This is a genomic window from Ruegeria sp. CL6 (genome assembly GCF_056536465.1).
Genome location: NZ_JBQFPR010000003.1, coordinates 86,720 through 112,712 on the forward strand (window position 1 = coordinate 86,720; position 25,993 = coordinate 112,712).

A 25,993-nucleotide genomic window follows, 5' to 3' on the forward strand; every position below is an offset into this window, starting at 1 on the left:
TCGGGCCGGCCCGATTACGTTGAGGCAGAAGGAAATACTGATGTCAAAACGCGACTACTATGATGTGCTCGGCGTATCAAAGGGCGCATCGGCGGACGAGATCAAGAAAGGCTTTCGCAAGAAAGCCAAGGAATTGCATCCCGACCGCAACAAGGACAACCCGGATGCCGAGGCGCAGTTCAAAGAAGCGAACGAAGCCTATGACGTACTGCGCGATGCCGAGAAAAAGGCCGCGTATGACCGCTTTGGTCACGCCGCGTTTGAGAACGGCATGGGTGGCGGTCGTCCCGGTGGCGGGTTTGGCCAGGGCGACTTCTCCAGCGCATTCTCTGACGTATTTGACGACCTGTTCGGCGATTTCATGGGCGGTCAGCGTGGCGGTGCTGGTGGAGGCCGTCGTGCAGCACGCGGATCAGACCTTCGCTACAACCTGCGCGTGTCGCTGGAAGAGGCGTTTTCGGGACTTCAGAAAACTATCAACGTCCCCGCTGCTGTTGCCTGCTCAGCCTGTGATGGCTCGGGTGCCGAAGGTGGCGTGGAGCCAACGATGTGCCCGACCTGCTCGGGCATGGGAAAAGTGCGGGCGCAACAGGGTTTCTTCACCGTCGAACGCACGTGTCCGACTTGTTCGGGCTTGGGACAGATCATCAAGAACCCCTGCAAGTCCTGTCAGGGCGCTGGCCGCGTAGAAAAAGAGCGTGCCCTATCCGTGAACATCCCAGCCGGCGTTGAAACCGGTACCCGTATCCGCCTTGCGGGTGAGGGTGAGGCCGGGATGCGCGGGGGGCCTCCGGGTGATCTCTACATCTTCGTCGAAGTGTCAGATCACAAGCTGTTTGAGCGCGACAGTGTAAACCTCTATTGTCGGGTGCCGGTCAGTATGGCCAAGGCAGCGCTGGGTGGTTCTATCGAAGTGCCGACAATCGACGGTGGCCGCGGTCGCGTGCAGATTCCGGCTGGCAGTCAGTCAGGCCGCCAAATGCGCCTACGCAGCAAGGGTATGCCTGCCCTGCGCGGCGGTGGGGTTGGTGACATGTTCATTGAACTGGCCGTTGAAACACCTGTAAACCTGACCAGCCGCCAGAAAGAGCTGCTGCGTGAGTTTGATGACCTGGGCGAAGATAACCACCCGGAATCAAAAAGCTTTTTTTCGTCTGTTAAATCCTTCTGGGACGGGATGAAAGGCTGAACCTTCGGTTTGGGGGCTCTGCCCCCGCCTCCCTTCGGGAGACTCCCCCGGGATATTTTCAGCCAGATGAAGCAGGGGATCCGTACTTCATCTGGCCCCAAATATCCCGGAGCGCGAGGCAGAGCCTCGCAAAAAATACTTGATTCTTGCGGACCTCCCTGAGATGGTCCGCGCCAACCGTTGGGGTGCCCTGTCCACAGGGCTGAGAGGTGCGAACGCGTCAACCCATCGAACCTGATCCGGGCAATTCCGGCGGAGGGAACGGTCGTACACTTTACAGACGTTTTCGACGCCACCGTTGCCCCAATTGAACCGGAGCAATCATATGGCGCCTATTGCATTGACAATTGCAGGATCGGACAGCGGCGGAGGGGCTGGAATTCAGGCCGACCTGAAAGCGATGTCGGCTCTTGGCGTGTTTGGCGCGAGTGTTGTCACGGCGGTGACGGCGCAAAACACCCGCGCGGTGACTGCCGTGCATGGAATACCGTTGGACGTTATCGCAGCGCAGATCGATGCGGTTCTGACTGATTTGGACGTTGGTTCCATCAAGATCGGAATGTTGGCGACGCCCGAGATTATCCGCACCGTGGCCGACAGTATCGCAGATTTTGAAGGTCCAATCGTCCTAGACCCTGTGATGGTTGCCAAGTCGGGCGACTCCCTGTTGGCAGAGGACGCGGTTCAGACCTTGCGGGATGTGCTCTTACCCCGAGCTTCGGTGTTGACGCCAAATCTGCCGGAGGCTGCGTGTCTGTTGGACAGCGTAGCGGCCACGTCGCCTGTAGAGATGGCGGATCAGGGGCGTCGCCTGTGCGCATTGGGGGCAAAGGCAGTATTGATGAAAGGCGGGCATGGCGCAGGGGATATTTGCCACGATATCTTGCTGGACGCTTCGGGTGTCTTAGGTGAATACACGGCCCCCCGTGTGGATACGCGCAACACGCATGGCACCGGATGCACGTTGTCGTCGTCGATTGCAGCGGGGTTGGCAAAGGGTCTGGCGCTGTCCGATGCGGTTGCACAGGCGCATGACTATCTTCAGGGGGCCATCGCCAAGGCGGATGAGTTGAATGTCGGGCAGGGCCACGGGCCGGTCCATCACTTTCATCGGGTGTGGACGGCGTGACGCTCTGGTCGGTCATAGGGGCCGGTGTTGCCGGTTTGACCGTCGCCAGCGAGCTTGTGTCACGCGGCGCTAAGGTGCAGGTTTTTGATCCCGGTGGACCTCCGGGTGCGCATGGGTGTTCCTGGTGGGCTGGCGGAATGTTGGCTCCGTGGTGCGAGTATGAAAATGCCGAGGAACCAGTGCTGCGTCTGGGGCAAGGCGCGTTAGAGTGGTGGGGGTCGCGCACTCAGGTCCATCGGCGCGGTACTCTGGTTGTTGCCAATTCAAGAGACCTGCCTGATCTGCGCCGGTTTTCGCGCCGGACGCATGGGTTCAAGGATGTAAATCAGGCAGAAATCCAGGAATTAGAGCCTGACTTGGCCGGTTTTTCTAGGGGCCTTTTCTTCTCGGATGAGGCGCATTTGGATCCGCGCCGGGCGTTGCTGGATCTGTATCGGCAGTTGCAGGCGGAGGGGGTCGTATTTCATCAGAAACTGGCCCCGGCCGGATTGAAGAACGCCATTGATTGCCGGGGGCTGCATGCGCGCGAGACATTGCATGACCTTCGCGGCGTCAAGGGTGAGATGCTGGTGATCCGGTGTCCTGATGTTTCCCTGTCTCGCCCCGTGCGCCTGTTGCATCCGCGGATGCCGCTTTACATCGTGCCACGCGGCGATGGCGTCTACATGCTGGGCGCAACAATGATCGAATCCGAAGACAGCAGCCGCATCACCGCGCGATCCATGTTGGAACTGCTGAGCGCTGCATACGCGCTGAACCCCGCCTTCGGAGAAGCCGAGGTACTGGAAATCGGTGTCGATCTGCGCCCGGCTTTCCCGGACAACCTGCCGCGTATCCGGCGTCTGGGGCATACGATCTATGCCAATGGCCTGTATCGTCATGGCTACCTGTTGGCTCCGGCGCTTGCACAGGGTGTGGCTGATCTGGCGCTTGAAAACAAACATTCGGAGATGGTCGATGAAGATCGTGCTTAACGGTGAGCCGCGCGAGGTGCGTGCCGAAACCTTGTCGGACGTGTTGTTGGAATGTGGATTTACCGGCCGCGTTGCGACGGCTGTAAACGAAGAATTCGTGCCTTCGTCCCTGCGCGTCGCCCATAAACTAACCGACGGCGACAGGGTCGAAATTGTTGCGCCGATGCAGGGGGGCTGAAGATGAAGACGTTCTATGGCACCAAGCTGCCGAATCCACTGATGCTGGGGACGGCGCAGTATCCCAGTCCGGCGATACTTGAGACGGCATTTCGGGAAAGCCGGGCCGGGGTCGCCACCGTGTCCTTGCGGCGTGAGTCTGGTGCCGGGCAGACGTTTTGGCAAATGATCCGCGATCTTGGTGTATTGGTCCTGCCCAACACCGCTGGCTGTCATACAGTCAAAGAGGCCGTGACTACTGCGCATATGGCACGCGAGGTGTTTGATACCCGGTGGATTAAACTTGAACTGATCGGTCATACCGACAGCCTGCAGCCGGACGTGTTTCAGTTGGTCGAGGCCGCTCGCATTCTGACCGAGGATGGGTTTCAGGTTTTCCCGTACACCACCGACGATCTGATAGTGGCGGAACGCCTGTTGGGGGCTGGATGCGAGGTGCTGATGCCCTGGGGCGCTCCGATTGGGTCGGGGCGCGGGCTGAACAACGAATACGCTCTGCGCGCAATGCGGGCTGAATTTGCCGATGTGCCGTTGGTCATTGATGCGGGGATCGGCCTGCCAAGTCACGCGGCACACGCGATGGAGCTGGGCTATGACGCCGTTCTTTTGAACACAGCGGTGGCGCGGGCAGGTGATCCGGCAGCGATGGCGCGGGCGATGATGTTGGCGATTGAGGCGGGGCAATTGGCGCATGAGGCCGATCCGATCGAGGCCCGCGATATGGCCGAACCCTCGACCCCGGTAATCGGAAAGGCGTTCCTGTCATGACGCTGGACCGGTTCTATCCAATTTTCGATCATTCCGATTGGCTGCGGCGCATGTTGCCGCTGGGAGTGAAGCTGGTTCAACTGCGGATCAAGGATCAGCCTGACGAGGTGGTTCGGGAGCAGATCTCCGCGTCACGTGACCTCTGCCGCGCACACGGCACGGTGCTGGTGGTGAACGACTACTGGCAGGCCGCCATTGATGCGGGGTGTGACTGGATTCATCTGGGTCAAGAGGATTTGGACGACGCCGATCTGAAAGCCATCCGGAAGGCAGGACTCAAACTGGGTGTGTCCACCCACGACGATGATGAGCTTGAACGTGTTCTGGCAATGAACCCGGACTATGTGGCGCTTGGCCCGGTCTATCCGACCATCCTCAAGAAAATGAAATGGGAACAGCAGGGTTTGCCGCGCGTGACAGAGTGGAAAGCACGGGTGGGCGACATTCCCCTTGTCGGTATAGGCGGGATGAGCGTTGAACGCGCCGAGGGTGTGTTGCAGGCGGGTGCGGATATTGTTTCGGCCGTGACCGACATCACCCTGAATGACGACCCCGAAGCCCGTGTGCGCCAATGGATCGAGGTCACGCGATGAGCCGGTACGCGCGCCAAACCCTGTTGCCCGAAGTCGGGGCCGAAGGTCAGGCGCGCTTGTCCGATGCGCGGGTTCTGGTGATTGGTGCCGGAGGTTTGGCGGCACCGGTTCTTCCCCTGCTTGCCGGGGCCGGTATCGGGCAGATCACGATTGTCGATGGCGATACGGTTGCCCTGTCAAACCTGCACCGCCAGACGCTGTTTACCGAGGCGGATTGTGGGCGGCCCAAAGCCATCGTCGCCGCCGAGCGGTGTCGCGCGTTGAATGGCGAAATCAACGTATCTGCGGAAAAACAGGCTCTAACAAGTGAAAATGCCGCCTACTTGGTGACGCAGGCGGATGTGGTTCTGGATTGTGCTGACAGTTATGCCGCCAGCTATATCCTGTCCGACGCGTGTTTTAGCGCAGGAAAACCACTGATCACCGCATCGGTTCTGGGTCTATCGGGTTACGTTGGTGGGTTCTGCGGTGATGCCCCGTCGCTGCGCGCGGTGTTCCCGGATGCGCCAGACAGTGGGGCAAGCTGTGCAACTGCGGGCGTTTTGGGTCCAGTTGTCGGATTGATCGGCGCGATGCAGGCGCAGATGACACTGAACCTGATTTTGGGGCTGGACCCCTCGCCCTTGGGCCAGATGGTTCAGTTCGACGCACGAACACTGCGCAGCACCACGTTTCGTTTCGACAATGCGCCGGAACCCGAGCGGCACTTCAGATTTGTCTCCGCAGGTGAACTAACCGGGGACGATTTGATCATAGAACTGCGCAGCGAAGACGAAGCACCGAAGCCCGTGCATCCGAATGCGCAGCGTCTGCCGCTTGCCGCCCTCAAATCAGAGCCTAACAAGGGCCAAACACTGGCTTTGTGCTGCGCCACAGGTTTGCGTGCGTGGCGCGCTGGCGAAGAAATACAACCGGATTGGTCCGGCGAGATTGTCCTCGTCGCGGCCGCAACCTCGTGAAAAGAAGGAAACGCGAGACATGAAAAAGCTGATCACAGCCATCGCTCTGCTGGCCGCCGCGCCCGCATGGGCAGAGGACAAGATGACCGTGCTGCTGGACTGGTTCATCAACCCTGATCACGGTCCCATCATCGTCGCTCAGGAAAATGGCTACTTCGCGGATGAGGGGCTTGAGGTCGAGATCGTTCCGCCTGCGGATCCGTCTGCGCCTCCGCGTCTGGTTGCTGCGGGTCAGGCGGATCTGGCCGTGTCTTATCAGCCGCAACTGCATCTGCAGATCCACGAGGGGCTGCCGCTCAAGCGTGTGGGCACTCTGGTTGCGACCCCGCTGAACTGCCTGCTGGTGCTTGAGGACGGCCCGATCAAATCGCTTGCTGACCTCAAGGGCAAGAAGGTCGGATTCTCGGTCGCAGGCGTGGAAGAAGCAATCCTGACGGCGATGCTGAACGCGCATGGCGTGGCACTGGACGATATCGAGCTGATCAACGTGAACTTCTCGCTGTCGCCATCGCTGATGACCGGTCAGGTCGATGCTGTGATCGGTGCGTTCCGTAACTTTGAGCTGAACCAGATGGATATCGAAGGCGTCGCAGGCCGCTGTTTCTATATCGAAGAAGAAGGCGTTCCGCCCTATGATGAGCTGATCTACGTCGCCAATCCCGACAAGATGGACACCGACATGATCGCGCGTTTTCTGGCGGCGACCGAGAAAGCCACCCAGTTCATCGTCAACAACCCCGAAAAAAGCTGGGAGATTTTCGCCGCCACTTCGTCCGAGCTGCAGGATGAGCTGAATGCACGCGCATGGGTCGACACTCTGCCCCGTTTCGCGCTGCGTCCGGCGGGTTTTGACGCCGGCCGTTACGCCCGGTTCGAGGAATTCCTCAAGGACAGCGGCATGATCGACAGCATCAACCCGGTGAGCGACATCACCATCGACGTGACCGCGCAATGAGCGAGTACGGCAAAGCCTTCGCGCTGATGCGCGACGCGGCGCAAGGGCCGTGGCGGGACTATACCCGCCACGCTTTTGTCGAAGGGCTGAAGGACGGAAGCCTGCCGCGTGAGGCGTTCCTGCACTATCTGCGTCAGGACTATGTGTTTCTGATCCACTTTTCCCGTGCCTGGGCGCTGGCGGTGGTGAAATCGGAAACCCATTCCGAGATGCTGACCGCCGTCGGCACTGTGAACGCACTGGTGGTCGAGGAAATGCAACTGCATATCGGTATCTGCGAGGCCGAAGGCATCTCGGGCGAGGAACTGTTCGCCACCCCCGAACGCGCCGAAAACCTGGCCTATACGCGGTTCGTGCTCGAGGCGGGCTTTAGCGGCGATCTGCTGGACCTGCTGGCGGCCCTTGCGCCTTGCGTGATGGGCTATGGCGAGATCGGAGCGCGCCTGGCGTCCGAAGCCACGTCCGAGACCTATCGTGATTGGATCAACACCTATGCAGGTCCCGACTATCAAGAGGCGTGCATAGCAGTGGGATCATTGCTGGATCAGGCTCTAACACGACGACTTGGGCCGGATTTTGAAACCTCACCCCGGTGGGGCAGGCTGTGCCAGACCTTCCGAACCGCCACAGAGCTAGAGGTCAATTTCTGGCAAATGGGCCTGACACCATGACCCCTGCACCCGATCTGACCATAAGCGGCAGGGCCACCATTGACGGAGCGCCGCTGTTCGCCCCGCTTAGCCTGACCCTTGGGTCGGGGCAGTGGACCTGTTTGCTGGGGGGATCGGGTGTTGGAAAAACAACGGTTTTGCGTCTGATCGCAGGGCTGGAAACGGGCGCGGATTTCGACGGTCAGATTACCGCAAGCGATGGTCAGACCGTGGCGGACCGCGTCGCGTATATGGCGCAGGACGATCTGCTGTTGCCGTGGGCGACGGTTGCGCAGAACGTGTCACTGGGCGCTCGGCTGCGCGGTGAGACCCCCGATATCGAACGCAGGGACCGTTTGATCGAACGGATGCGCCTTCAGGATCACATGGCCAAGAAACCGTCAGAACTGTCTGGCGGGCAGCGCCAGCGGGTCGCGCTGGCGCGTACCTTGATGGAGGATCGGCCCATCGTTCTGCTGGACGAGCCGTTCTCGGCCCTCGATGCGCGGACACGAGCCGATATGCAGGACCTTGCTGCTGATGCGCTGAAGGGCAGGACCGTTCTATTGGTGACCCATGATCCGGGCGAAGCCGCGCGGCTGGGTCAATCCATTGTGGTGATGACACCGCAGGGGCTGACCTCATGCGAACCGCCAGCCGCGCCTGCGCCGCGCCACGTGGATGATCTGGAAACGCTGGAAACGCAGGGTGCCTTGTTGCGACTGCTGAGAGAGGCGGCATGAAGATCCTCTCGGCCCTTGCAGCAACACTGTTCGCGCTGGCTATATGGCAGGCGATCGTCAGCCTGACCGGGTTGCCGAAGTTCATCCTGCCCGGCCCGGCGCTGGTGGCCGAAACTTGGTGGCAGAACCGCTGGATCATCGCGGAGCACACGTGGATCACGGCGGTCGAGGTTGTGATCGGTCTGGCCTTCGGGACGGTTCTGGGCGTTCTGACCGCCCTGCAACTGGCCAATTCACGTGCGGCCCGGGTGTTGGTGCAGCCGATGCTGGTCTTTACGCAGGCTTTGCCGGTTTTCGCGTTGGCACCTTTGCTGACGCTCTGGCTGGGATACGGGTTGTGGTCCAAGGTCGCCATGGCCGTGTTGATCATCTACTTCCCGATCACGTCATCCTTCTTTGATGGACTGATGCGGACGCCCCAAGGGTATCTGGATCTTGCGCGCACCATGCAGGCCAGCCCCCGCGCCGTATTGTGGCACATTCGTATTCCCGCCGCGCTGCCCTCGCTGGCCTCGGGGATGCGGCTGGCGGCCGTTTATGCTCCGATCGGGGCCGTGATTGGCGAATGGGTCGGGTCATCGCAAGGGCTGGGCTATTTGATGCTGTTGGCCAATGGGCGCGCCAAGACTGATCTGATGTTTGCCGCAATGCTGACGCTGGGTGTGTTTTCCATCCTGCTGCACCTGATCGTCCGACGGGCCACCGCACGCATGGCGGGTGAGGCACGTTAACCTTTCAGAAACTGATTCTAAGCCAGTCTCTGAGGTATGACTCAGGACGCCTTCGCCGAAGCCCCCTCGTTGTTTGAAACTGATGAAGCCCCGGTGCAGCCTTTGCCACAGGGGAAGTTGCCGTCCTATATCAAGGACCACCGCAAACGGCTGCGCGAGCGGTTCATGGCGGGCGGATCGGCTGCCATGCCAGATTACGAATTGCTGGAACTGGTTCTTTTTCGCTCGATCCCCCGGCAGGATGTGAAGCCATTGGCGCGCGCCCTGATGGACACATTCGGTGACTTCAACCGCGTGCTGACCGCGCCCGAGGAACGGTTGCGGCAGATCAAGGGCGTGGGCGATACGGTGATCACGGACCTCAAGATACTCGAAGCCTGCGCCCACAGGATGGCACGGGCGCGGGTGATGCAGCGGCACGTGATATCGGGTTGGGATGCGTTGCTGGACTATTGCCACACAACGATGGCGCACCGCGAGACTGAACAGTTTCGGGTCTTCTTCCTGGATCGCAAGAACGTGCTGATCGCGGATGAGGAACAAGCCAAGGGCACGGTGGACCACGTACCAGTCTACCCGCGTGAGGTCGCCAAACGCGCGCTTGAGCTAAACGCCTCGGCGCTGATCCTTGTGCACAACCATCCCTCGGGTGATCCGACGCCATCGCAATCGGATATAGACATGACAAACCGAATTCAGGATGCGTGCACAGCTTTGGGGCTGACGCTGCACGATCACCTGATCATCGGAAAATCGAATGAGCTGAGTTTTCGATCCGAAGGCTATCTGTAGCTTTTAGTCGACCCAAACCTCGACCCTGCGATTGACTTTGCGGCCCCAATTCGTGTCGTCGCAGGCCATTGGCATCGCCTCGCCAAATGCATCCACATTCAATTCGACGCTGTCTGGCACCGTGGTCTCGACGGCTGCCAGCACTGCATTGCGAACCGTTTTCGCGCGCAGCAGGGCGATACGCGCATTGCCTGCGGCGGGGCCGTCACCGTCGCTGAACCCGACAAATGTCAGCTTGCGCGCATCAAATGCTCCGGATTCAATCTGTTGCGCCAGTTGCCGTATATTGGATCGTGACTGCGCATCGGGTCGGGACGATCCCGCCTCGAACCGAAAGGACAGCGACAACCGTGACAGGGGACGCAAGGTTTCGATCATGCGCTGCAATTCGTCCAGCCCAACCTCGGGGCCGCCAGACGCCACGGCATTTGCCAGACGGTCCCCCTGTAGCCCGATCCGCATCGTTTCGGGCGCCTGATCAACAAAGCCAGAGTTTCGAATCTGCAACTGCGCCGCATCGCTTTGAGTATAGGCCAGAAACTGCCTTGCGATCCGGGGCAGGCGGCGGTTGGGCAGATACAGGAACATGGGCGAGGTCAGCGGATAATCCTCGGTCTTGATGGTTTGCCGCGTGGCTGAAAGCGCATGACCGCAGCCTCCGGTCAGCGGCAGTGCGCGGACTGAGTCCAGTTCGGCCTGACTTGCAATGCCGATCGCGAAAGGGTCACTCGCGACTTTGCGTACCAGTTCTGCACTGCGACCGTGCCGAGTGATCTCGTCGGACAAGACCGCTTGGGAAGGTGCAAGCAGCTGATCCTCGACGAATTGGGCCAGGCCCGACCCGGCATCCGGCAAGTGCAACGAAATCGGCGCGTCTGGGCCGCCAAGCTCGGACCAGTTGGTGATCTGAGCAGCAAACACCCGTGCCAGATCAGAAGGTGAAATTTGCCGAACAGGATTTTCAGTCGCAACAATCGGTACCAACGCATTCAGTGCGACAACACGTGACCGACGTGCGCCAATCAGGTCCCCTAAGCCTGCGTCATCTGCGGCCTTCTGTTCCGCTGGGCGCACTTCGCGCAGGGCCATGACGATGTCAGTTTCGTTGTTGGTCAGATCGGAGAAGCCCTGACCCGTGTTGTGCGGGCTTAAAAAGAACCGGCCTAGCGGCGCGTTCCGCTCGGGTTTGTGAAACGTGTACGTCAAGCTTCCCGAATTCAAATCCTGCGGTACGGCCGAAAGCCCCTCTTGCCTTGCAAATCCCATGATAAGGGCGGGCAGAACTTTTTCGGCCATGACAGACGAGCCCGAAAACCGAACCTCGGCCACGAAATCGGTCAGGTTCGGGCAGGCAGGACCCTCGCAGGTCACGCCTGACCCATCAACGGTCAGATGTCCGAACTTGGTGCCCACCCTGTAGAATTCACCATCGAATCCAAGCAAGTTGCCGACAACTTCGACTTTGCCGTCATGAGAGGTGAGCGTGATGTCTTGGGCTGACGCGCCTGACGTCAGTGCCAACGAAACGAGTGCAGCCGCCGCCGCACGAAAGAAAATCATAAGTTGCCCGAGCCTGCTGCCTGATTTTAGTTGGCCGCGATTGTCAGGTCTTCGATCAGATTATTCAACACCAGAAACTCACCCGCCTGCGTACAATTCGGAAGGTTGAGTGTCAGTTCCCGCGACCGAAGACGTTGATCGGCGCGCAGTTCAAAAGACTGAACGCTTAGATTCCGGTCACAGTTTGCGTCTGTCACCTCGGCTTCGACGGTCAGGGCGATAGAGCCGGTCCGGTCAGTCTGACCGTAAGGAAACGAATACACCTCGACGTTCTGTGCGTCGTCGAAACCGGTCGACCCGAGCGTTACGACGCTGCCTGCGCCTTGCGCGTTTGGATCCGAGAAGACATGGCCTTTGCCGCCATAGCTGGCACCAAATTCAAGAGCGTGGATTTGCAGGTCTGTGTCACCGGCCCATTGCAGAGCAATCCGGTTATATTCGGTCAGGTCGGGAATATGAGTCGTGGCGACTGTCCCGTTCTGGTCATCGACCGAGATCAAAAAGATCGCGTATTCCGACAGCGCTGGAATCGTCAGTTCCATCGCGCCGTTTTCATCGGTCATCTGCGTAACCGTCAAGCCGCTGTGCAGCACATCGACTGGCTCATTCGCATGGCAGGGTGCCTTGATCGTCAGCACGGCAGATGCGCCGGGCACAGCCCTTGCGCGCGCGCTGAGGCCGCAATTCGCCGGTTCTGAGGGGGCTGACCGGCTGGGTTGCAGGGCGCGTTGCTGGGGTTGACTGGAATCGGTCGCATCCGGGGCTGAAGACGAGGAGGTCAGAACAATATCCTCCAGCCCGACGATGATCGAAGCATGGTCAGTTATTGATGTTGCATTGGCCGCCGTCTGCGCACCGTTCGGTTGCACAGGCGTTCCATTCTGCATCAGGTAACCGATCGCAAGGGCACAGGCGACCGTGCCTCCGGTGGTTACGTAGTTCTTAATAATAAACAAGACACCCTCCCCAGTTGAAGGAGCGAGTCGGATATTGTCCGCGAATCACGGCCAATATGTGGCCGCGAAACGGACTCATTGTGTCTGAATTACGTCGGCGTCAGGTCAGGCGGCCGTGGCAATGCTTGAACTTTTTCCCCGATCCGCAGGGGCATCTGTCATTGCGCGACGGGTTGCCCCAGGTGCTTGGGTCATCCTCGACAAAGCCGGGACGCGCATCGCCCGAGGCTTCGGCCTCGGCCACGGCTTCGGCTTCATCCACCGCCTGATCGACGGCTTGTTGTGCCTGTGCCTGCTGTGCCTGCATTTGCGCCAACATCTCGCGCTGTTCTTCCTCGGTCAGCGGGCGGACGCGCGACAATTGCTGGGTCACGGTTTCACGCAGGCTGTCCAGCATGCTTTCAAACAACTGGAAGCTTTCGTTCTTGTATTCGTTCAGCGGATCGCGCTGGGCGTAACCGCGGAACCCCACGACCGAGCGCAGATGCTCGAGCGTCAAGAGATGCTCGCGCCACTTGCTGTCGATCGTGTTCAGCAAAACCTGCTTTTCGATGTTGCGCATGTTTTCAGGGCCAAAGGCTGCGGCCTTCTGCGCCATCATCTCGTCCGAGGCGTTGATCAGGCGTTCGCGCACCTGTTCGTCGTCCACGCCTTCCTCGGCTGCCCAGTCCTGTACGGGGGCGTCGATGGTCAGCTTGTCCTTGACCGCTTCGTGAAGGCCGTCAGCGTCCCACTGATCGGCGTAGGATTTCGGTGGCATGTATTCGTCGATCAGGTCGTCAATCACCTGCTCGCGCATATCCGACACGATTTCGGACAGATCATCCGAGGACATGATCTCGCGCCGCTGGCTAAAGACCACCTTACGCTGGTCGTTCATCACGTCATCGAATTTCAGGACGTTCTTGCGCATGTCGAAGTTGCGCCCCTCGACCTTGGACTGCGCGCGTTCGAGCGATTTGTTCACCCACGGGTGGATGATCGCCTCGCCTTCCTTCATGCCTAGTGTGTGCAGGACCTTGTCCAGACGTTCCGAGCCGAAGATGCGCATCAGGTCATCCTCAAGGCTCAGGTAAAACACGGTGCGGCCCGGATCACCCTGTCGACCGGAACGGCCGCGCAACTGGTTATCGATGCGGCGGCTTTCGTGGCGTTCGGACGCCATGACGTACAGACCACCGGCGGCCAGCACCTTTTCTTTCTCTTCCGCGTGGCGGGATTCCTCGGCGGTGCGCAGCTCGGCGGGATCGGCCTCGGGGTTTTCAGCCAGTGCCTGCAGAACCTTCATCTCGACATTGCCGCCCAGCTGAATGTCGGTGCCACGGCCCGCCATGTTGGTGGCGATGGTGACGGCTCCGAAACGGCCTGCATCGGCAACGATCTGCGCCTCTTGCTCGTGCTGGCGCGCGTTCAGAACATTGTGCTCGACACCTTCCTTGGTCAGCATCTGGCTCAGAAGTTCGGACTTTTCGATCGAGGTCGTGCCCAGCAGGACAGGTTGCCCGCGTTCCTGCGCTTCCTTCGTTTCCTGGATCATCGCGCCGTATTTCTCACCGGCGGTGCGATAGACCTGATCGTCTTCATCCGCACGAGCGATCGGCTTGTTGGTCGGAACTTCGACCACGCCCAGACCGTAAATTTCCTGAAATTCTTCGGCCTCTGTCAGTGCGGTGCCGGTCATGCCGCCCAGCTTGTCATACAGACGGAAATAGTTCTGGAACGTCACGCTGGCCAGCGTCACGTTTTCCGGCTGGATTGGTACGCCTTCCTTGGCTTCGATGGCCTGATGCAGACCTTCCGACAGGCGGCGGCCCGGCATCATACGGCCGGTGAATTCGTCGATCAGAACCACGTTGCCATCACGCACGATGTAATCCTTGTCGCGCGTAAACAGTTTATGCGCGCGCAGACCCTGATTGACATGGTGAACAACCGTGGTGCTTTCAGGATCGTACAGCGAATGGCCTTCAGGGATCAGCCCGCCGGCGATCAGTTGTTGTTCGAGGAACTCGTTGCCCTCATCCGTAAAGGTCACGCTGCGGGATTTCTCGTCCAGCGAGAAATGGTCGTCCTGCAAGGACGGGATCAACGCATCAATCGCGGTATAAAGCTCGGACCGGTCCTGCGAAGGGCCCGAGATGATCAGCGGCGTCCGCGCCTCGTCAATCAGGATCGAGTCAACCTCGTCCACGATCGCAAAGTTGTGGTAGACCTGATAAATCTCGGCCAGATCGGCCTTCATGTTGTCGCGCAGATAATCGAAGCCTAGTTCGTTATTGGTGGCGTAGGTCACGTCACAGGCATAGGCAGCCTTCTTCTCGGCGTCGGGCTGGCCCGACCAGATGACACCGGTGGTCATGCCAACAGCGCCAAACACCTTGCCCATCCATTCCGAGTCGCGCTTGGCCAGGTATTCGTTCACCGTGACAACATGCACGCCCTTGCCGGTCAGCGCGTTCAGATAGGCGGGGAAGGTGGCGACAAGCGTCTTGCCCTCACCTGTTTTCATTTCCGAGATATTGCCCTGATGCAGGAAGGCACCACCCATGAGCTGCACGTCAAAGGCGCGCAGACCCAGCGCGCGCTTGGCCCCTTCGCGGACGTTGGCAAAGGCTTCGGGCAGCAGGGCATCCAGGCTTTCGCCGTCCAGCGCGCGTTTGCGCAGCTCGGCGGTCTTTTCGATCAGACCCTCATCGGACAATTTCTCGAACTCGGGTTCCAACGCATTGATCTGTTCGATCAACGGGCGGGTCGCCTTGATCTTGCGGTCGTTCGGTGTTCCGAACACCTTTTTGGCGAGCGTTCCGAGTCCCAGCATGTTCACTCCAGCGGATCTGTTCTTGTCTTGGTTGCGACAGGCTTGCCCACCTTGCGCGCAACCCATAGATACGGGGGGTGAAAGGCGGCCCTGTCCAAGGCTTCAAAGCGATGTAAGCGGCAGGTTCCTGAGTGTCAACGCTGCGCCCTGTCGCGGCAAAGAAATAGGATGATTCCATGCCCAAAGGCTTCACTTTTCTGCCATCTCTGGCGCTTGCTGCCGTTTTGGCCCTGCCGCTGGCCGCCGAAACCAAGCCTGATGCCAGCACGGTTGTGGCCCGCGTAAACGGGGACGAGATCACTTTGGGTCACGTCATCGCTACGGTTGCGACCCTGCCGCCTAACTATCAACAGATCGAAGACGACGTTTTGTATGATTTCGTCATCGAACAACTGATCCAGCAGCAACTTCTTGGACAGCAGCAGGAGGCGCTGACGGCATTGAATGCCCTTGCGCTGGCGAATGAGACCCGCTCGTTGCTGGCAGTTCAAACCGTCAACGCGCTGGTCGAAGATGCCGTCACCGACGAGGCCATCCAATCTGCTTATGACGCGCAATTCGCTGAGTTCGAGGGCGAGGATGAGTTCGACGCCAGCCACATCCTTGTGGCGACGGAAGACGAAGCGAAAGAGATCAAGACACTGTTGGACGACGGCGCGGATTTCGCTGAACTGGCCATAGAGAAATCGACAGGTCCGTCCGGACCCAATGGTGGTTCACTGGGGTGGTTCGGCAAAGGCCAGATGGTGCCCGAGTTTGAGGCCGCCGTTCTTGCATTGGAAAAAGGCCAGGTTTCCGACCCCGTACAAACCCAGTTCGGCTGGCATGTCGTGACATTGAATGACAAACGCAAGTCCGAAGCCCCTGAACTGGACGACATTCGCGATGAATTAGCCCAGACGATTCAAAACGAGGCGATTCAGGCCCGCATCGAAGAATTGACACAGGCGGCTCAGATCGAGCGGCCCGAACTGGAAGGGGTAAGCCCCGACGTTGTTCGCCAGATCGAGCTGATTCAGGAGTAAACGACCGTGGCGACGATCACCAAAGTTTCGCCGCTGGCTCCGGCGGCGTTTCCTGAATTGCCAGCGATTGACGGCGTGCGATTTGCGACCGTCGAGGCGGGCGTGCGCTATCAGGGTCGGACCGATGTGATGCTGGCGGTGTTGGACCCCGGCACGTCTGTGGCTGGGGTGTTCACACGCTCGGCCACACGCGCGGCACCCGTGTTGGACTGTCAGGACAAGATCGGCGGGGCCAGCGATGGCCCGGCGGCGATCCTTGTGAATTCGGGCAACGCCAATGCTTTCACCGGACATTACGGTCAGACCTCTGTTGCCGAGGTGACGCAGGCCGTTTCCAAAGCCACTGGCGTGGCGGTGGAACGGGTGTTCACCTCGTCGACTGGCGTGATCGGTGAACCGCTGCCTCATGATAAGATCACGGCCCAGCTTGAGGTGTTGAAATCGGGCCTCAGCCGCCATGCGATTGAAGACGCGGCGCGGGCGATCATGACCACCGATACCTTCCCGAAAGGAGCCTCGGCACAGGTCGAGATTGACGGGAAAACAGTCTCTATTGCGGGGATTGCCAAGGGGTCGGGCATGATCGCGCCGGATATGGCGACGATGCTGGTTTACATCTTCACCGACGCGCAGGTCGACCAATCGGCGCTGCAAGCGATGCTGGGTGCGCAGACGGATCGTACCTTCAACTGTATCACCGTGGACAGCGATACCTCGACCTCGGACACCCTGTTGTTGTGCGCGACTGGCGCTTCGGGCGTGGATGCAACCGGCAACGCGGCTTTCGCGCAGGCGCTTGAGACAGTGATGCTGGACCTTGCACAGCAGGTGGTGCGCGACGGGGAAGGGGCCACGAAATTCGTGGAAATCCGCGTGACCGGCGCGGCCTCGGACGCGGATGCCAAGGTGCATGGGCTGGCGATTGCCAACTCGCCGCTGGTGAAAACGGCGATTGCGGGTGAAGACCCGAACTGGGGCCGAGTGGTCATGGCCATCGGCAAATCCGGTGCCGCCGCCGACCGCGACCTGCTGAGCATTTCTTTCGGAGATATTCTGGTGGCCGAGAAAGGCTGGGTCAGCCCCGATTACCGCGAGGAAGACGCCGCCGCATATATGAAAGGTCAGGATCTGGTGATCACCGTCGATCTGGGGCTGGGCGAGGGCGCATCGACCGTTTGGACCTGCGACCTGACCCATGGCTATATCGAAATCAACGCGGATTATCGTTCATGAAGACCGTTTTGGTGTCGGCCGTCGCCCTGATCGACGTCGAGGGCCGCGTCCTGCTGGCCCAACGCCCCGAGGGAAAATCCATGGCTGGCCTGTGGGAGTTTCCGGGCGGCAAAATCGAACTCGGCGAAACCCCCGAGGTCGCCCTGATCCGCGAACTGCATGAGGAGCTGGGCATCGACACCTGGGCCTCGTGCCTTGCACCGCTGACCTTTGCCAGCCACAGCTATGACGATTTCCACCTGCTCATGCCGCTGTTTGCCTGCCGCAAGTGGGAGGGGATACCGCAGTCCAAGGAAGGCCAGGCCCTGAAATGGGTGCGCGCGAATGACCTGCGGAATTACCCGATGCCTGCGGCGGACGTGCCTTTGATTCCGATACTGCGGGATTGGTTGTAGGTTCCCAACACAGGATCACTAAAATAGTGGGCTCGCACGGATAGACGCTTTGTATGCAGCGGTGCAGGTTCTTGCCTACGTGATTTTAGTAGCGGCAGTTGGTGTAAAAGCCGTCTGACACACTGATGCAAGAAATTGTATTGCTGCCGGGCATGCTGATTGGCGCCACGACAGGGGCGGGCATCGGCGTGTAACGTGGTGTCGACATCTGAATGGAATTCGACGCTTGTTGCATCTGCTGGATAAGAGCGGCCTGTTCCGCCGCGGCCTGAGCTCGTCTCTGCTGTGCCATTAATTGATTGTGCCTGTACATCTGCAACTGCTGGTCGGTCATCGCATCCCGGTATCCGGTATTTTGACCAGCCGTGTTCGTGCACATGACCCTGCCTTTGGCGACTTGTGTCACGCGCGCACAGGCATTGTCTCCGGCCATGTAGTAGTTTCCGTTGAAATGAAATGGCGCAGCCATCTGAACAGGCTCAGGAGCGCAACCCGCAGCAGCGGCCAACAAGATACTCGAAAGAACAACCCTTTTCATAAAAATACCCTCTAAATTTTCCAATGACTCAATTTATTCAGTTGGTTAAGCGGGAATTGGTCCGGAAATTCGACATATTTTTGAAATTCATGACACATTCTTCAGCTTGGACGCAGCAAGGGTAGACAAATGTCCGAGTGCTTTCCTCATCCCCTGTTACAATTCGTAAGAATTGAGAAAACATCAGGCAAAACTTGCCGCTGATCTTGCCCGAGTTCCTTATCGGAGCGCTGGCGTTCGGGCTGAGGTCCGGGTTTGCCGTTTCCGGCCCGGGGAGGGGTCGGATTGGGAGGAGAAAGAGATTGGCTCAGACGCAGTCGGGCGCCGATGGGATGAAGTCCCTTCCGGCGCTGCTACACCGCAATGCGACGCAGTTCGGGGATTCCCCGGCCTACCGGGAAAAAGAATTCGGAATCTGGCAGTGCTGGACCTGGGTCGAGGCCTCAGTTGAAATCCGCAAGCTGGCGCTGGGGTTCCTGGAAATCGGCGTGGAAAAGGGCGACCATATTGCCGTAATCGGGCGCAACCGTCCGGCGCATTACTGGTCGATGGTCGCAGCCCAGATGGTGGGCGCGGTTCCGGTTCCGCTCTATCAGGACTCGGTCGCCGAAGAGATGGCCTATGTTCTGGAACATTGCGGCGCGAAATATGTCGTCTGCGGCGATCAGGAGCAGGTCGACAAGGTCATCGAGATTCAGGAAAACCTGCATCAGGTCAAACATATCCTCTATACCGACAAGCGCGGGATGCGGAAATACGACCACAGCCAGATGAACGCGCTTGAGGACATCATGGCCGAAGGTGGCGCGGGACACGCTCGTTTTGACGCCGAGCTGGACAAGCGGATTTCCGAAATTTCGTATGATGACACCTGCGTGATGCTCTATACGTCGGGCACCACGGGCAAGCCGAAAGGCGTTGTGCTGTCGAACCGCAACGTGATCGAGAGTGCCAAGAATTCCTCGGATTTTGATCACCTGACCCGGAATGAAGACATCCTGTCCTATCTGCCGATGGCGTGGGTGGGCGATTTCATCTTCTCGATCGCTCAGGCCTATTGGTGCGGGTTCTGCGTGAACTGCCCCGAAAGTGCAGACACGATGATGACCGACCTGCGCGAGATCGGTCCGACCTATTTCTTTGCGCCGCCGCGCGTGTTCGAGACTCAGCTAACCAATGTGATGATCCGGATGGAGGACGCAGGCAAGCTGAAGCAGCGCATGTTCCACCACTTTATGGACCACGCCAAGAAAGTCGGCGGCCTATTGTTGGATGGCAAACCGGTAGGGTTTGCCGACCGGATGAAATACGCGCTGGGCAATATGCTGGTCTACGGTCCGCTCAAGGATACGCTGGGCTATGGCCGGTTCCGCGTGGGCTATACGGCGGGTGAGGCCATTGGGCCCGAGATTTTCGACTTTTATCGCTCGTTGGGGATCAACCTGAAACAGCTTTACGGCCAGACCGAAGCGACCGTCTATATCACCATCCAGCCCGATGGTGAGGTCCGCGCCGACACGGTGGGCGTGCCTGCGCCTGCGGTCGAGTTGAAGATCGACGACAAGGGCGAGATCCACTACCGCTCGCCCGGGGTGTTTGTTGAGTATTACAACAACCCGGACTCGACTGCCTCGACCAAGGACGCCGAGGGCTGGGTGGCCACAGGGGATGCCGGGTTTATCGAGGAAAGCAGCGGCCATCTGCGGATCATCGACCGCGCCAAGGATGTGGGCAAGATGGCCGACGGGTCGATGTTCGCGCCGAAATATGTCGAGAACAAGCTGAAATTCTATCCCGACATCCTTGAGGTCGTGCTGTTCGGCAATGGCAAGGATCGCTGCGTAGCCTTTATCAATATTGACCTGACAGCGGTGGGCAACTGGGCCGAGCGCAACAACGTGGCCTATGCGTCTTATCAGGAACTGGCCGGTCATCCGCGTGTGTTAGAGACGATCAAGGCCCATGTGGAAGAGGTGAACAAGTCGATCGCCGCAGACGAGATGCTGTCGGGCTGTCAGGTGCATCGCTTTGTGGTTCTGCACAAGGAACTGGATGCCGATGACGGCGAAATGACCCGGACTCGTAAGGTGCGCCGTGGGTTTGTTGAGGAAAAGTTCAACGACATCATCACCGCACTTTATGACGGCTCGCCCAGTGTCTCGACCACGACCGAAGTGACCTATGAGGATGGGCGCAAGGGCTCGATCAGCGCAACGCTGGATATCGTTGATGCGGCGGTTGTGCCGTCGACACAGCACAAGGTGGCGGCGGAATGAGGGCCGTTCGAGCGCCGCTCGACCTGCGGTCGTCGCCCCGCCCTCCGTCCCGTATTTGCGCAAGTCAGGGAGTGACTGATGCTGGATAATTCCGAAGGATATGTCACCGAGGACGGCCGCAAGATCGGCGGCGTGGTGATGGAGATGAAAAACATCACGCTGCGTTTCGGCGGTGTGGTCGCGATCAAGGATATCTCGTTCGATATCCGCGAAGGCGAGATTCGCGCCATTATCGGCCCGAACGGTGCGGGGAAATCCTCGATGCTGAACGTGATCTCGGGGTTTTATGTCCCGCAGGAGGGCGAGGTCTGGTTTCACGGTGCCAAACGCCCGGCGATGCGGCCTTTTGAGGTGGCGCAGCAGGGGATCGCGCGGACCTTCCAGAATATCGCGCTGTTTGAAGGCATGAGCGTTCTGGATAACGTCATGACCGGGCGGTTGGGCTACATGAAGACCAACATTTTCCAGCAGGCGCTGTGGAAAGGGAAGGCCGAGGCGGAAGAAACCGAAAACCGCGAGGCTGTCGAGAAGATCATCGACTTTCTCGAAATCCAGCACATTCGGAAAACACCGGTGTCGCGCCTGCCTTACGGCTTGAAGAAACGCGTGGAACTGGCACGCGCGCTGGCGGCCGAACCCAAGCTGTTGCTGTTGGACGAACCGATGGCGGGCATGAATGTCGAGGAAAAAGAGGATATGAGCCGCTTTATTCTGGATGTGAATGACGAGTTCGGCACGACGATCGCCCTGATCGAACACGACATGGGTGTGGTGATGGATCTGAGCGACCGGGTGGTCGTGATGGATTACGGTAAGAAGATCGGGGACGGCACACCGGATGAGGTGCGCAACAACCAGGAAGTCATCGACGCCTATCTGGGGGTGAGCCATGACTGACCAACTGACAGACATGAGAGGGGGCGCACATGCCTGATCAGCTGATTTTCGCGATGGAGGTCATCCTGAATGGCCTGATGGCAGGGGTTCTTTATGCGCTGGTCGCGCTGGGCTTTGTGCTGATCTACAAGGCTTCGGGGATTTTCAACTATGCTCAGGGTGTTATGGCCCTGTTCGCGGCCATGACCCTTGTCGGGATCATGAATGGGCAAGTGCCGTTCTCGCACCTGATCAACGCGATCTTCGGGACGCATATCCATTACTTCGGTTGGAATGTCCCGGCGCTGCTGGCGATCCTTCTGACGATGGCGGTAATGGTGTTTCTGGCCTGGGCGGTGCAGCGGTTCGTCATGCGCCATCTGGTTGGCCAAGAGCCGATCATCCTGTTCATGGCGACCATTGGTCTGGCCTATTTCCTTGAAGGCGTGGCCGACCTGATGTGGGGGTCCGAGATCAAGACGCTGGATGTGGGTCTGCCGCAGGGCATCAACCTGTGGATCGACGAGACCACGTTCAACATCTTTGGCTATGGCTTCTTCATCGACAACCTCGACATCGTGGCGACCGTGATCGCGGCGCTGCTGGTGGCTGCGCTGGTGGTGTTCAGCCAGTACACCAAGCAGGGCCGGGCCATGCGCGCGGTGGCGGATGACCATCAGGCCGCGCTGTCGGTGGGTATTTCGCTGAACTTCATCTGGATCATGGTCTGGTCGGTCGCGGGGTTTGTCGCGCTGGTCGCCGGGATCATGTGGGGCACCAAGTCCGGCGTTCAGTTCTCGCTGTCGCTGATCGCGCTCAAAGCGCTGCCGGTTCTTATGCTGGGCGGGTTCACCTCGATCCCCGGAGCGATCGTTGGCGGGCTGATCATCGGTGTGGGTGAAAAGCTGTTTGAATTCGCAGTCGGCCCGATGGTCGGTGGCGCGACCGAGAACTGGTTCGCCTATGTTCTGGCGCTGATCTTCCTCGTGTTCCGGCCGCAGGGTCTGTTCGGTGAGAAGATCATCGAGAGGGTGTAGCGATGCAGAAGGTGATCGCCATCATCAATGTGATTGCATGGGCGGGGTTCTGGGCCTTTGGCTATATCGCCGTCACCTCGGACGATCTGACGGCGAGCCAACTTGTCGTCGCGGCGATCCTTGCCTTTGCCGGGCTGGTCACGGGCATCATGGCCTACATGAAACTGGTGCGCGCGTCTGAGGCGAGCGGATATGCAAAAGGGTCCAACCAACTGGACGCGGCAGCCCGGAACCGGGCGCAGGAACAATGGGGAAAGTGACACATGTTCTATCGTGAGGCCGGAGACTTCAAAGTTTCCTATGTGGATGACAGCCAGACTTTCCCGATCAAGTTCGACCGGTATCGGTACTACGTGGTTCTGGCGGTGGCGTTTGGGATCATTCCGTTCATCATCAACGATTATTGGGCCAACGCTCTTTTGCTGCCGTTCCTGATCTACGCGATCGCGGCAATCGGCCTGAACATCCTGGTGGGATATTGCGGACAGGTCAGCCTTGGTACGGGCGGCTTTATGGCGGTGGGGGCTTATGCCTGCTACAAGCTGATGACGGCCTTCCCCGATGTCAGCATGTTCATCCACGTCATTCTCGCTGGCGGGATCACGGCCATTGTCGGCGTTCTGTTCGGTCTTCCGTCGCTGAGGATCAAGGGGTTCTATCTGGCGGTGGCGACACTGGCCGCGCAGTTCTTCCTTGTGTGGCTGTTCAACCGTGTGCCGTGGTTCTACAACTACTCGGCTTCGGGTCAGATCAACGCACCGGAACGCGATGTGTTCGGGATCATTATCACTGGGCCGAATGCTCCGGCATGGGCGACGTATCTGTTCTGCCTGATCTTCCTGACCGTCTGCGCCCTGATCGCACGCAACCTGACACGTGGCACCACCGGGCGCACGTGGATGGCGATCCGCGACATGGATATCGCGGCCGAGATCATCGGGGTGAACCCGCTCAAGGCGAAACTGACCGCCTTTGCCGTCAGCTCGTTCTTTGTGGGCATCTCGGGGGCGCTGTTCTTCGCGGTCTACCTCGGCGCGGTTGAGGTCGGCGAGGTGTTCGGCATCAACAAGTCGTTCCTGGTTCTGTTCATGATCATTATCGGCGGACTGGGCTCTATCTTCGGATCTTTTGCGGGGGCGGCGTTCCTTGTGCTGCTGCCGGTGGTCCTGAAAGTGGTCGGTGCCGACATGCTGGGCTGGCCCACGGATATCGTGGCGCATTTGCAGCTGGTGATCGTCGGAGGGCTGATCATCATGTTCCTGATCCTCGAACCACATGGGCTGGCGCAGCTATGGCGCGTCGCCAAAGAGAAACTCAGACTCTGGCCGTTCCCGCACTAGGGGCAGGCCCAATCAGATAACGGGTGCAAAGCCCGAGCCCAACATCGGACCAACCAAGGGAGGAGACACCCGATGAAATTGAAACTGGCAACCGTGGCGCTGGGCGCCGTAATGGCGGCAGGACCGGTTATGGCCGACCTCGTGTTCCCGTCACTCAGCTACCGGACCGGGCCTTATGCGGCGGGTGGCATTCCGTTCGCGGATGGCTATGCGGATTACTTTACCCTGCTGAACGAGCGTGATGGCGGGATCGGTGGCGTTCCGGCGAAAGTGATCGAATGCGAAACCGGATATAACACCGAAAAAGGTGTGGAATGCTACGAGTCGACCAAGGGCGAAGGCGCTCTGGTTTATCAGCCGCTGTCGACCGGTATCACTTATCAGCTGATCCCCAAGGCGACCGTGGATAACATCCCGATTCACTCGATGGGCTATGGCCGTACGTCTGCCAAGAACGGCGATGTGTTCAGCCACACGTTCAACTATCCTGCGAACTACTGGGATGGTGCCTCGGGTGCGGTGAACTACCTGCTGGAAGAGAATGGCGGAGACCTGAACGGCAAGAAAATTGCGCTGGTCTACCACAACTCGGCCTACGGCAAAGAGCCGATCCGCACGCTGGAGGAGCTTTCGGCCAAGCATGGCTTTGAACTGGTTGCCCTGCCTGTTGACCACCCGGGTCAGGAACAGAAATCGCAGTGGCTGCAAATCCGCCGCGACCGTCCTGACTATGTCCTGATGTGGGGCTGGGGTGTCATGAACCAGGTGGCCGTTCAGGAAGCTGCCAACATCCGCTTCCCGATGGAAAACTTCATCGGCATCTGGTGGTCCGGTTCGGAAAACGACGTGCTGCCAGCGGGTGAGGCCGCAAACGGCTATAAGGCGCTGACCTTCCACAACGTGGGCACGGACTTCCCTGTCTTTGACGATCTGAAGACACATGTTGTCGACGCGGGCAAAGCTGCCGGTGCTGGCGATCAGGTTGGTACGGTTCTGTACAACCGTGGTCTTTATGCGGCGATGCTGGCGGCCGAAGCTGCCAAGAAAGCGCAGGAAATCCACGGGACTGCCGACATCACCGCTGCGATGATGCGCGACGGTATGGAAGCGCTGGAAATCACCGAAGCCAAGATGACCGAATTGGGTCTGCCTGGTTTTGGTCCGGCATTCTCGGTCTCGTGTGAGAACCACGGTGGTGACGCTCTGGTTGGTGTGACCCAGTGGGATGCGGCCAACAAAACCTGGAGCCTGATTTCCGAGTTCAAGGCAACCGATGGTGACGTGATCGGCCCGCTGATCGACGAAGACTCGAGCGCCTATGCGTCCGAAAACAACATCGAATCGCGCTGCTGATCCGATGCACTGAAACCCGGGGCGGCGGCAGACCGCCGTCCCGACCCCAACACTCGCACGAGGACACGCGCTGATGCTGGATGCGGCTCAAACCACTGACGTGCAGGCGGAAACCCTGCTTGAGGTCAACAATATCGAGGTGATCTACAACCATGTGATCCTCGTCCTGAAAGGTGTCAGCCTGACCGTTCCCAAAGGCGGTATTACTGCTCTGCTCGGCGGTAATGGCGCGGGCAAGACGACGACGCTCAAGGCGGTGTCGAACCTGCTCCACTCGGAACGGGGCGAAGTCACCAAAGGATCGATCAAGTATCGCGGGTCAAGCGTGCATGAAAGCGACCCGGCCGATCTGGTTGAAAAAGGCGTGATCCAGGTGATGGAGGGCCGCCACTGTTTTGAACACCTCACGGTCGAGGAAAACCTTCTGACCGGAGCTTACACTCGCAAGGACGGCAAGGCTGCGATCCAGAAGGACCTTGATCTGGTCTACACCTATTTTCCGCGTCTGGCTGAACGTCGCCGGTCGCAGGCGGGCTATACCTCGGGCGGTGAGCAACAGATGGTTGCCATGGGCCGGGCACTGATGTCGCGGCCGGAAACGATCCTGCTGGACGAACCTTCGATGGGTCTGGCCCCGCAGTTGGTCGAAGAGATTTTCGGCATCGTCAAGGATTTGAACGAAAAAGAGGGCGTGTCCTTCCTGCTGGCCGAACAGAATACAAACGTGGCCCTGAGGTTTGCGCATTACGGCTATATCCTGGAATCCGGCCGTGTCGTAATGGACGGCCCGGCCGCCGAGTTGCGCGAAAACCCGGACGTGAAAGAGTTTTATCTGGGCATGTCCGATGAAGGCCGAAAAAGTTTCCGGGATGTACGCTCATACCGCCGCCGCAAGAGGTGGTTGTAAGCGGATGGAGGATCTGGAG

Annotated in this window: 26 protein-coding genes and 1 riboswitch; of the genes, 22 read left to right on the top strand and 4 right to left on the bottom strand. The window is 59.2% G+C overall.

All coding sequences use genetic code 11. The annotated features are described in order from the left end of the window. Positions 1 to 40: 40 nt before the first annotated feature. From dnaJ to radC, 12 genes are all read left to right on the top strand, one after another. Complete coding sequence (gene dnaJ / locus ACR0LH_RS09995) at positions 41 to 1,189, top strand: molecular chaperone DnaJ (protein WP_170387030.1); 1,149 nt, start codon at positions 41 to 43, stop codon at positions 1,187 to 1,189. A 171-nt stretch (positions 1,190 to 1,360) separates the two neighbouring features. Further along, positions 1,361 to 1,467: riboswitch (TPP riboswitch) on the top strand. Between the two features lie 47 nt (positions 1,468 to 1,514). After that, a complete protein-coding gene (thiD, locus tag ACR0LH_RS10000) occupies positions 1,515 to 2,318 on the top strand; it encodes a bifunctional hydroxymethylpyrimidine kinase/phosphomethylpyrimidine kinase (RefSeq protein WP_480720793.1) in 804 nt (267 codons plus the stop codon). Further along, entirely contained in the window at positions 2,315 to 3,292 is a 978-nt protein-coding gene (gene thiO / locus ACR0LH_RS10005) for a glycine oxidase ThiO (protein WP_480720794.1), read from the top strand. Before thiD ends, thiO begins: the two co-directional genes overlap by 4 nt. After that, positions 3,276 to 3,470: a sulfur carrier protein ThiS gene (gene thiS, locus ACR0LH_RS10010; RefSeq protein WP_480720795.1), complete on the top strand. Its 195-nt coding sequence runs from the start codon at positions 3,276 to 3,278 to the stop codon at positions 3,468 to 3,470. The genes thiO and thiS overlap by 17 nt, the downstream gene beginning before the upstream one ends. A gap of 2 nt (positions 3,471 to 3,472) precedes the next feature. After that, on the top strand, positions 3,473 to 4,237 hold the full coding sequence (locus ACR0LH_RS10015) for a thiazole synthase (protein ID WP_170564424.1): 765 nt from the start codon (positions 3,473 to 3,475) through the stop codon (positions 4,235 to 4,237). Further along, complete coding sequence (locus tag ACR0LH_RS10020) at positions 4,234 to 4,830, top strand: thiamine phosphate synthase (RefSeq protein WP_480720796.1); 597 nt, start codon at positions 4,234 to 4,236, stop codon at positions 4,828 to 4,830. Before ACR0LH_RS10015 ends, ACR0LH_RS10020 begins: the two co-directional genes overlap by 4 nt. Continuing rightward, positions 4,827 to 5,789, top strand: coding sequence for a ThiF family adenylyltransferase (locus ACR0LH_RS10025; protein WP_480720797.1), 963 nt, complete (start codon positions 4,827 to 4,829; stop codon positions 5,787 to 5,789). Before ACR0LH_RS10020 ends, ACR0LH_RS10025 begins: the two co-directional genes overlap by 4 nt. A 19-nt stretch (positions 5,790 to 5,808) precedes the next feature. Beyond that, positions 5,809 to 6,744 (top strand): ABC transporter substrate-binding protein, encoded by a 936-nt coding sequence (locus ACR0LH_RS10030; RefSeq protein WP_170412570.1) that lies wholly within the window; start codon positions 5,809 to 5,811, stop codon positions 6,742 to 6,744. Continuing rightward, entirely contained in the window at positions 6,741 to 7,415 is a 675-nt protein-coding gene (locus ACR0LH_RS10035) for a TenA family protein (RefSeq protein WP_480720799.1), read from the top strand. The genes ACR0LH_RS10030 and ACR0LH_RS10035 overlap by 4 nt, the downstream gene beginning before the upstream one ends. Next, positions 7,412 to 8,137: an ABC transporter ATP-binding protein gene (locus ACR0LH_RS10040; RefSeq protein ID WP_480720800.1), complete on the top strand. Its 726-nt coding sequence runs from the start codon at positions 7,412 to 7,414 to the stop codon at positions 8,135 to 8,137. Before ACR0LH_RS10035 ends, ACR0LH_RS10040 begins: the two co-directional genes overlap by 4 nt. Further along, positions 8,134 to 8,868 carry an ABC transporter permease gene (locus ACR0LH_RS10045; protein ID WP_480720801.1) on the top strand — a complete coding sequence of 245 codons (735 nt, stop codon included), beginning with the start codon at positions 8,134 to 8,136 and terminating at the stop codon, positions 8,866 to 8,868. Before ACR0LH_RS10040 ends, ACR0LH_RS10045 begins: the two co-directional genes overlap by 4 nt. Positions 8,869 to 8,904: 36 nt before the next feature. After that, positions 8,905 to 9,660, top strand: a complete 756-nt coding sequence (gene radC / locus ACR0LH_RS10050) for a RadC family protein (protein ID WP_170387054.1) — start codon at positions 8,905 to 8,907, stop codon at positions 9,658 to 9,660. A 3-nt stretch (positions 9,661 to 9,663) separates the two neighbouring features. Here the strand turns inward: radC and ACR0LH_RS10055 are convergent, their stop codons facing one another. The 3 genes from ACR0LH_RS10055 to secA all read right to left on the bottom strand — a co-directional run bounded on the left by ACR0LH_RS10055 (position 9,664) and on the right by secA (position 14,994). Continuing rightward, positions 9,664 to 11,220: a phosphate ABC transporter substrate-binding/OmpA family protein gene (locus tag ACR0LH_RS10055; protein ID WP_480720802.1), complete on the bottom strand. Its 1,557-nt coding sequence runs from the start codon at positions 11,218 to 11,220 to the stop codon at positions 9,664 to 9,666. A 26-nt stretch (positions 11,221 to 11,246) separates the two neighbouring features. Beyond that, positions 11,247 to 12,176, bottom strand: coding sequence for a hypothetical protein (locus tag ACR0LH_RS10060; protein WP_480720803.1), 930 nt, complete (start codon positions 12,174 to 12,176; stop codon positions 11,247 to 11,249). A 100-nt stretch (positions 12,177 to 12,276) separates the two neighbouring features. Beyond that, a complete protein-coding gene (secA, locus tag ACR0LH_RS10065) occupies positions 12,277 to 14,994 on the bottom strand; it encodes a preprotein translocase subunit SecA (protein WP_480720804.1) in 2,718 nt (905 codons plus the stop codon). Between the two features lie 176 nt (positions 14,995 to 15,170). Here secA and ACR0LH_RS10070 point away from each other — a divergent pair, with 176 nt between their 5' ends. The 3 genes from ACR0LH_RS10070 to mutT are packed head-to-tail and all read left to right on the top strand — an operon-like array spanning position 15,171 to position 17,647. Beyond that, positions 15,171 to 16,019 (top strand): peptidylprolyl isomerase, encoded by an 849-nt coding sequence (locus ACR0LH_RS10070; RefSeq protein ID WP_170483227.1) that lies wholly within the window; start codon positions 15,171 to 15,173, stop codon positions 16,017 to 16,019. Between the two features lie 6 nt (positions 16,020 to 16,025). Continuing rightward, positions 16,026 to 17,252 carry a bifunctional glutamate N-acetyltransferase/amino-acid acetyltransferase ArgJ gene (gene argJ / locus ACR0LH_RS10075; protein ID WP_480720805.1) on the top strand — a complete coding sequence of 409 codons (1,227 nt, stop codon included), beginning with the start codon at positions 16,026 to 16,028 and terminating at the stop codon, positions 17,250 to 17,252. Beyond that, positions 17,249 to 17,647: an 8-oxo-dGTP diphosphatase MutT gene (mutT, locus tag ACR0LH_RS10080; protein WP_480720806.1), complete on the top strand. Its 399-nt coding sequence runs from the start codon at positions 17,249 to 17,251 to the stop codon at positions 17,645 to 17,647. Before argJ ends, mutT begins: the two co-directional genes overlap by 4 nt. Before the next feature lie 85 nt (positions 17,648 to 17,732). On the opposite strand, the gene ACR0LH_RS10085 is transcribed toward mutT, so the two are convergent. Then, the gene (locus tag ACR0LH_RS10085) at positions 17,733 to 18,185 is read right to left on the bottom strand and encodes a hypothetical protein (RefSeq protein ID WP_170777246.1); all 453 of its coding nucleotides are present in this window, start codon (positions 18,183 to 18,185) and stop codon (positions 17,733 to 17,735) included. Between the two features lie 332 nt (positions 18,186 to 18,517). On the opposite strand from ACR0LH_RS10085, the gene ACR0LH_RS10090 reads away from it, so the two are divergent. The 7 genes from ACR0LH_RS10090 (at position 18,518) to ACR0LH_RS10120 (ending at position 25,974) form a co-directional block, all read left to right on the top strand. Next, complete coding sequence (locus tag ACR0LH_RS10090; protein WP_480721164.1) at positions 18,518 to 20,461, top strand: AMP-binding protein; 1,944 nt, start codon at positions 18,518 to 18,520, stop codon at positions 20,459 to 20,461. Between the two features lie 78 nt (positions 20,462 to 20,539). Beyond that, the gene (locus ACR0LH_RS10095) at positions 20,540 to 21,358 is read left to right on the top strand and encodes an ABC transporter ATP-binding protein (protein ID WP_170387071.1); all 819 of its coding nucleotides are present in this window, start codon (positions 20,540 to 20,542) and stop codon (positions 21,356 to 21,358) included. 29 nt (positions 21,359 to 21,387) lie between these two features. After that, a complete protein-coding gene (locus ACR0LH_RS10100) occupies positions 21,388 to 22,374 on the top strand; it encodes a branched-chain amino acid ABC transporter permease (RefSeq protein WP_480720808.1) in 987 nt (328 codons plus the stop codon). 2 nt (positions 22,375 to 22,376) lie between these two features. Then, entirely contained in the window at positions 22,377 to 22,634 is a 258-nt protein-coding gene (locus ACR0LH_RS10105; RefSeq protein WP_170387075.1) for a hypothetical protein, read from the top strand. A 3-nt stretch (positions 22,635 to 22,637) separates the two neighbouring features. Then, positions 22,638 to 23,714, top strand: a complete 1,077-nt coding sequence (locus ACR0LH_RS10110; RefSeq protein ID WP_170412535.1) for a branched-chain amino acid ABC transporter permease — start codon at positions 22,638 to 22,640, stop codon at positions 23,712 to 23,714. Positions 23,715 to 23,786: 72 nt separating this feature from the next. Next, positions 23,787 to 25,067 carry an ABC transporter substrate-binding protein gene (locus tag ACR0LH_RS10115; RefSeq protein WP_170387079.1) on the top strand — a complete coding sequence of 427 codons (1,281 nt, stop codon included), beginning with the start codon at positions 23,787 to 23,789 and terminating at the stop codon, positions 25,065 to 25,067. Positions 25,068 to 25,140: 73 nt separating this feature from the next. Beyond that, positions 25,141 to 25,974 carry an ABC transporter ATP-binding protein gene (locus ACR0LH_RS10120; RefSeq protein ID WP_170387081.1) on the top strand — a complete coding sequence of 278 codons (834 nt, stop codon included), beginning with the start codon at positions 25,141 to 25,143 and terminating at the stop codon, positions 25,972 to 25,974. Positions 25,975 to 25,993: the final 19 nt, after the last annotated feature.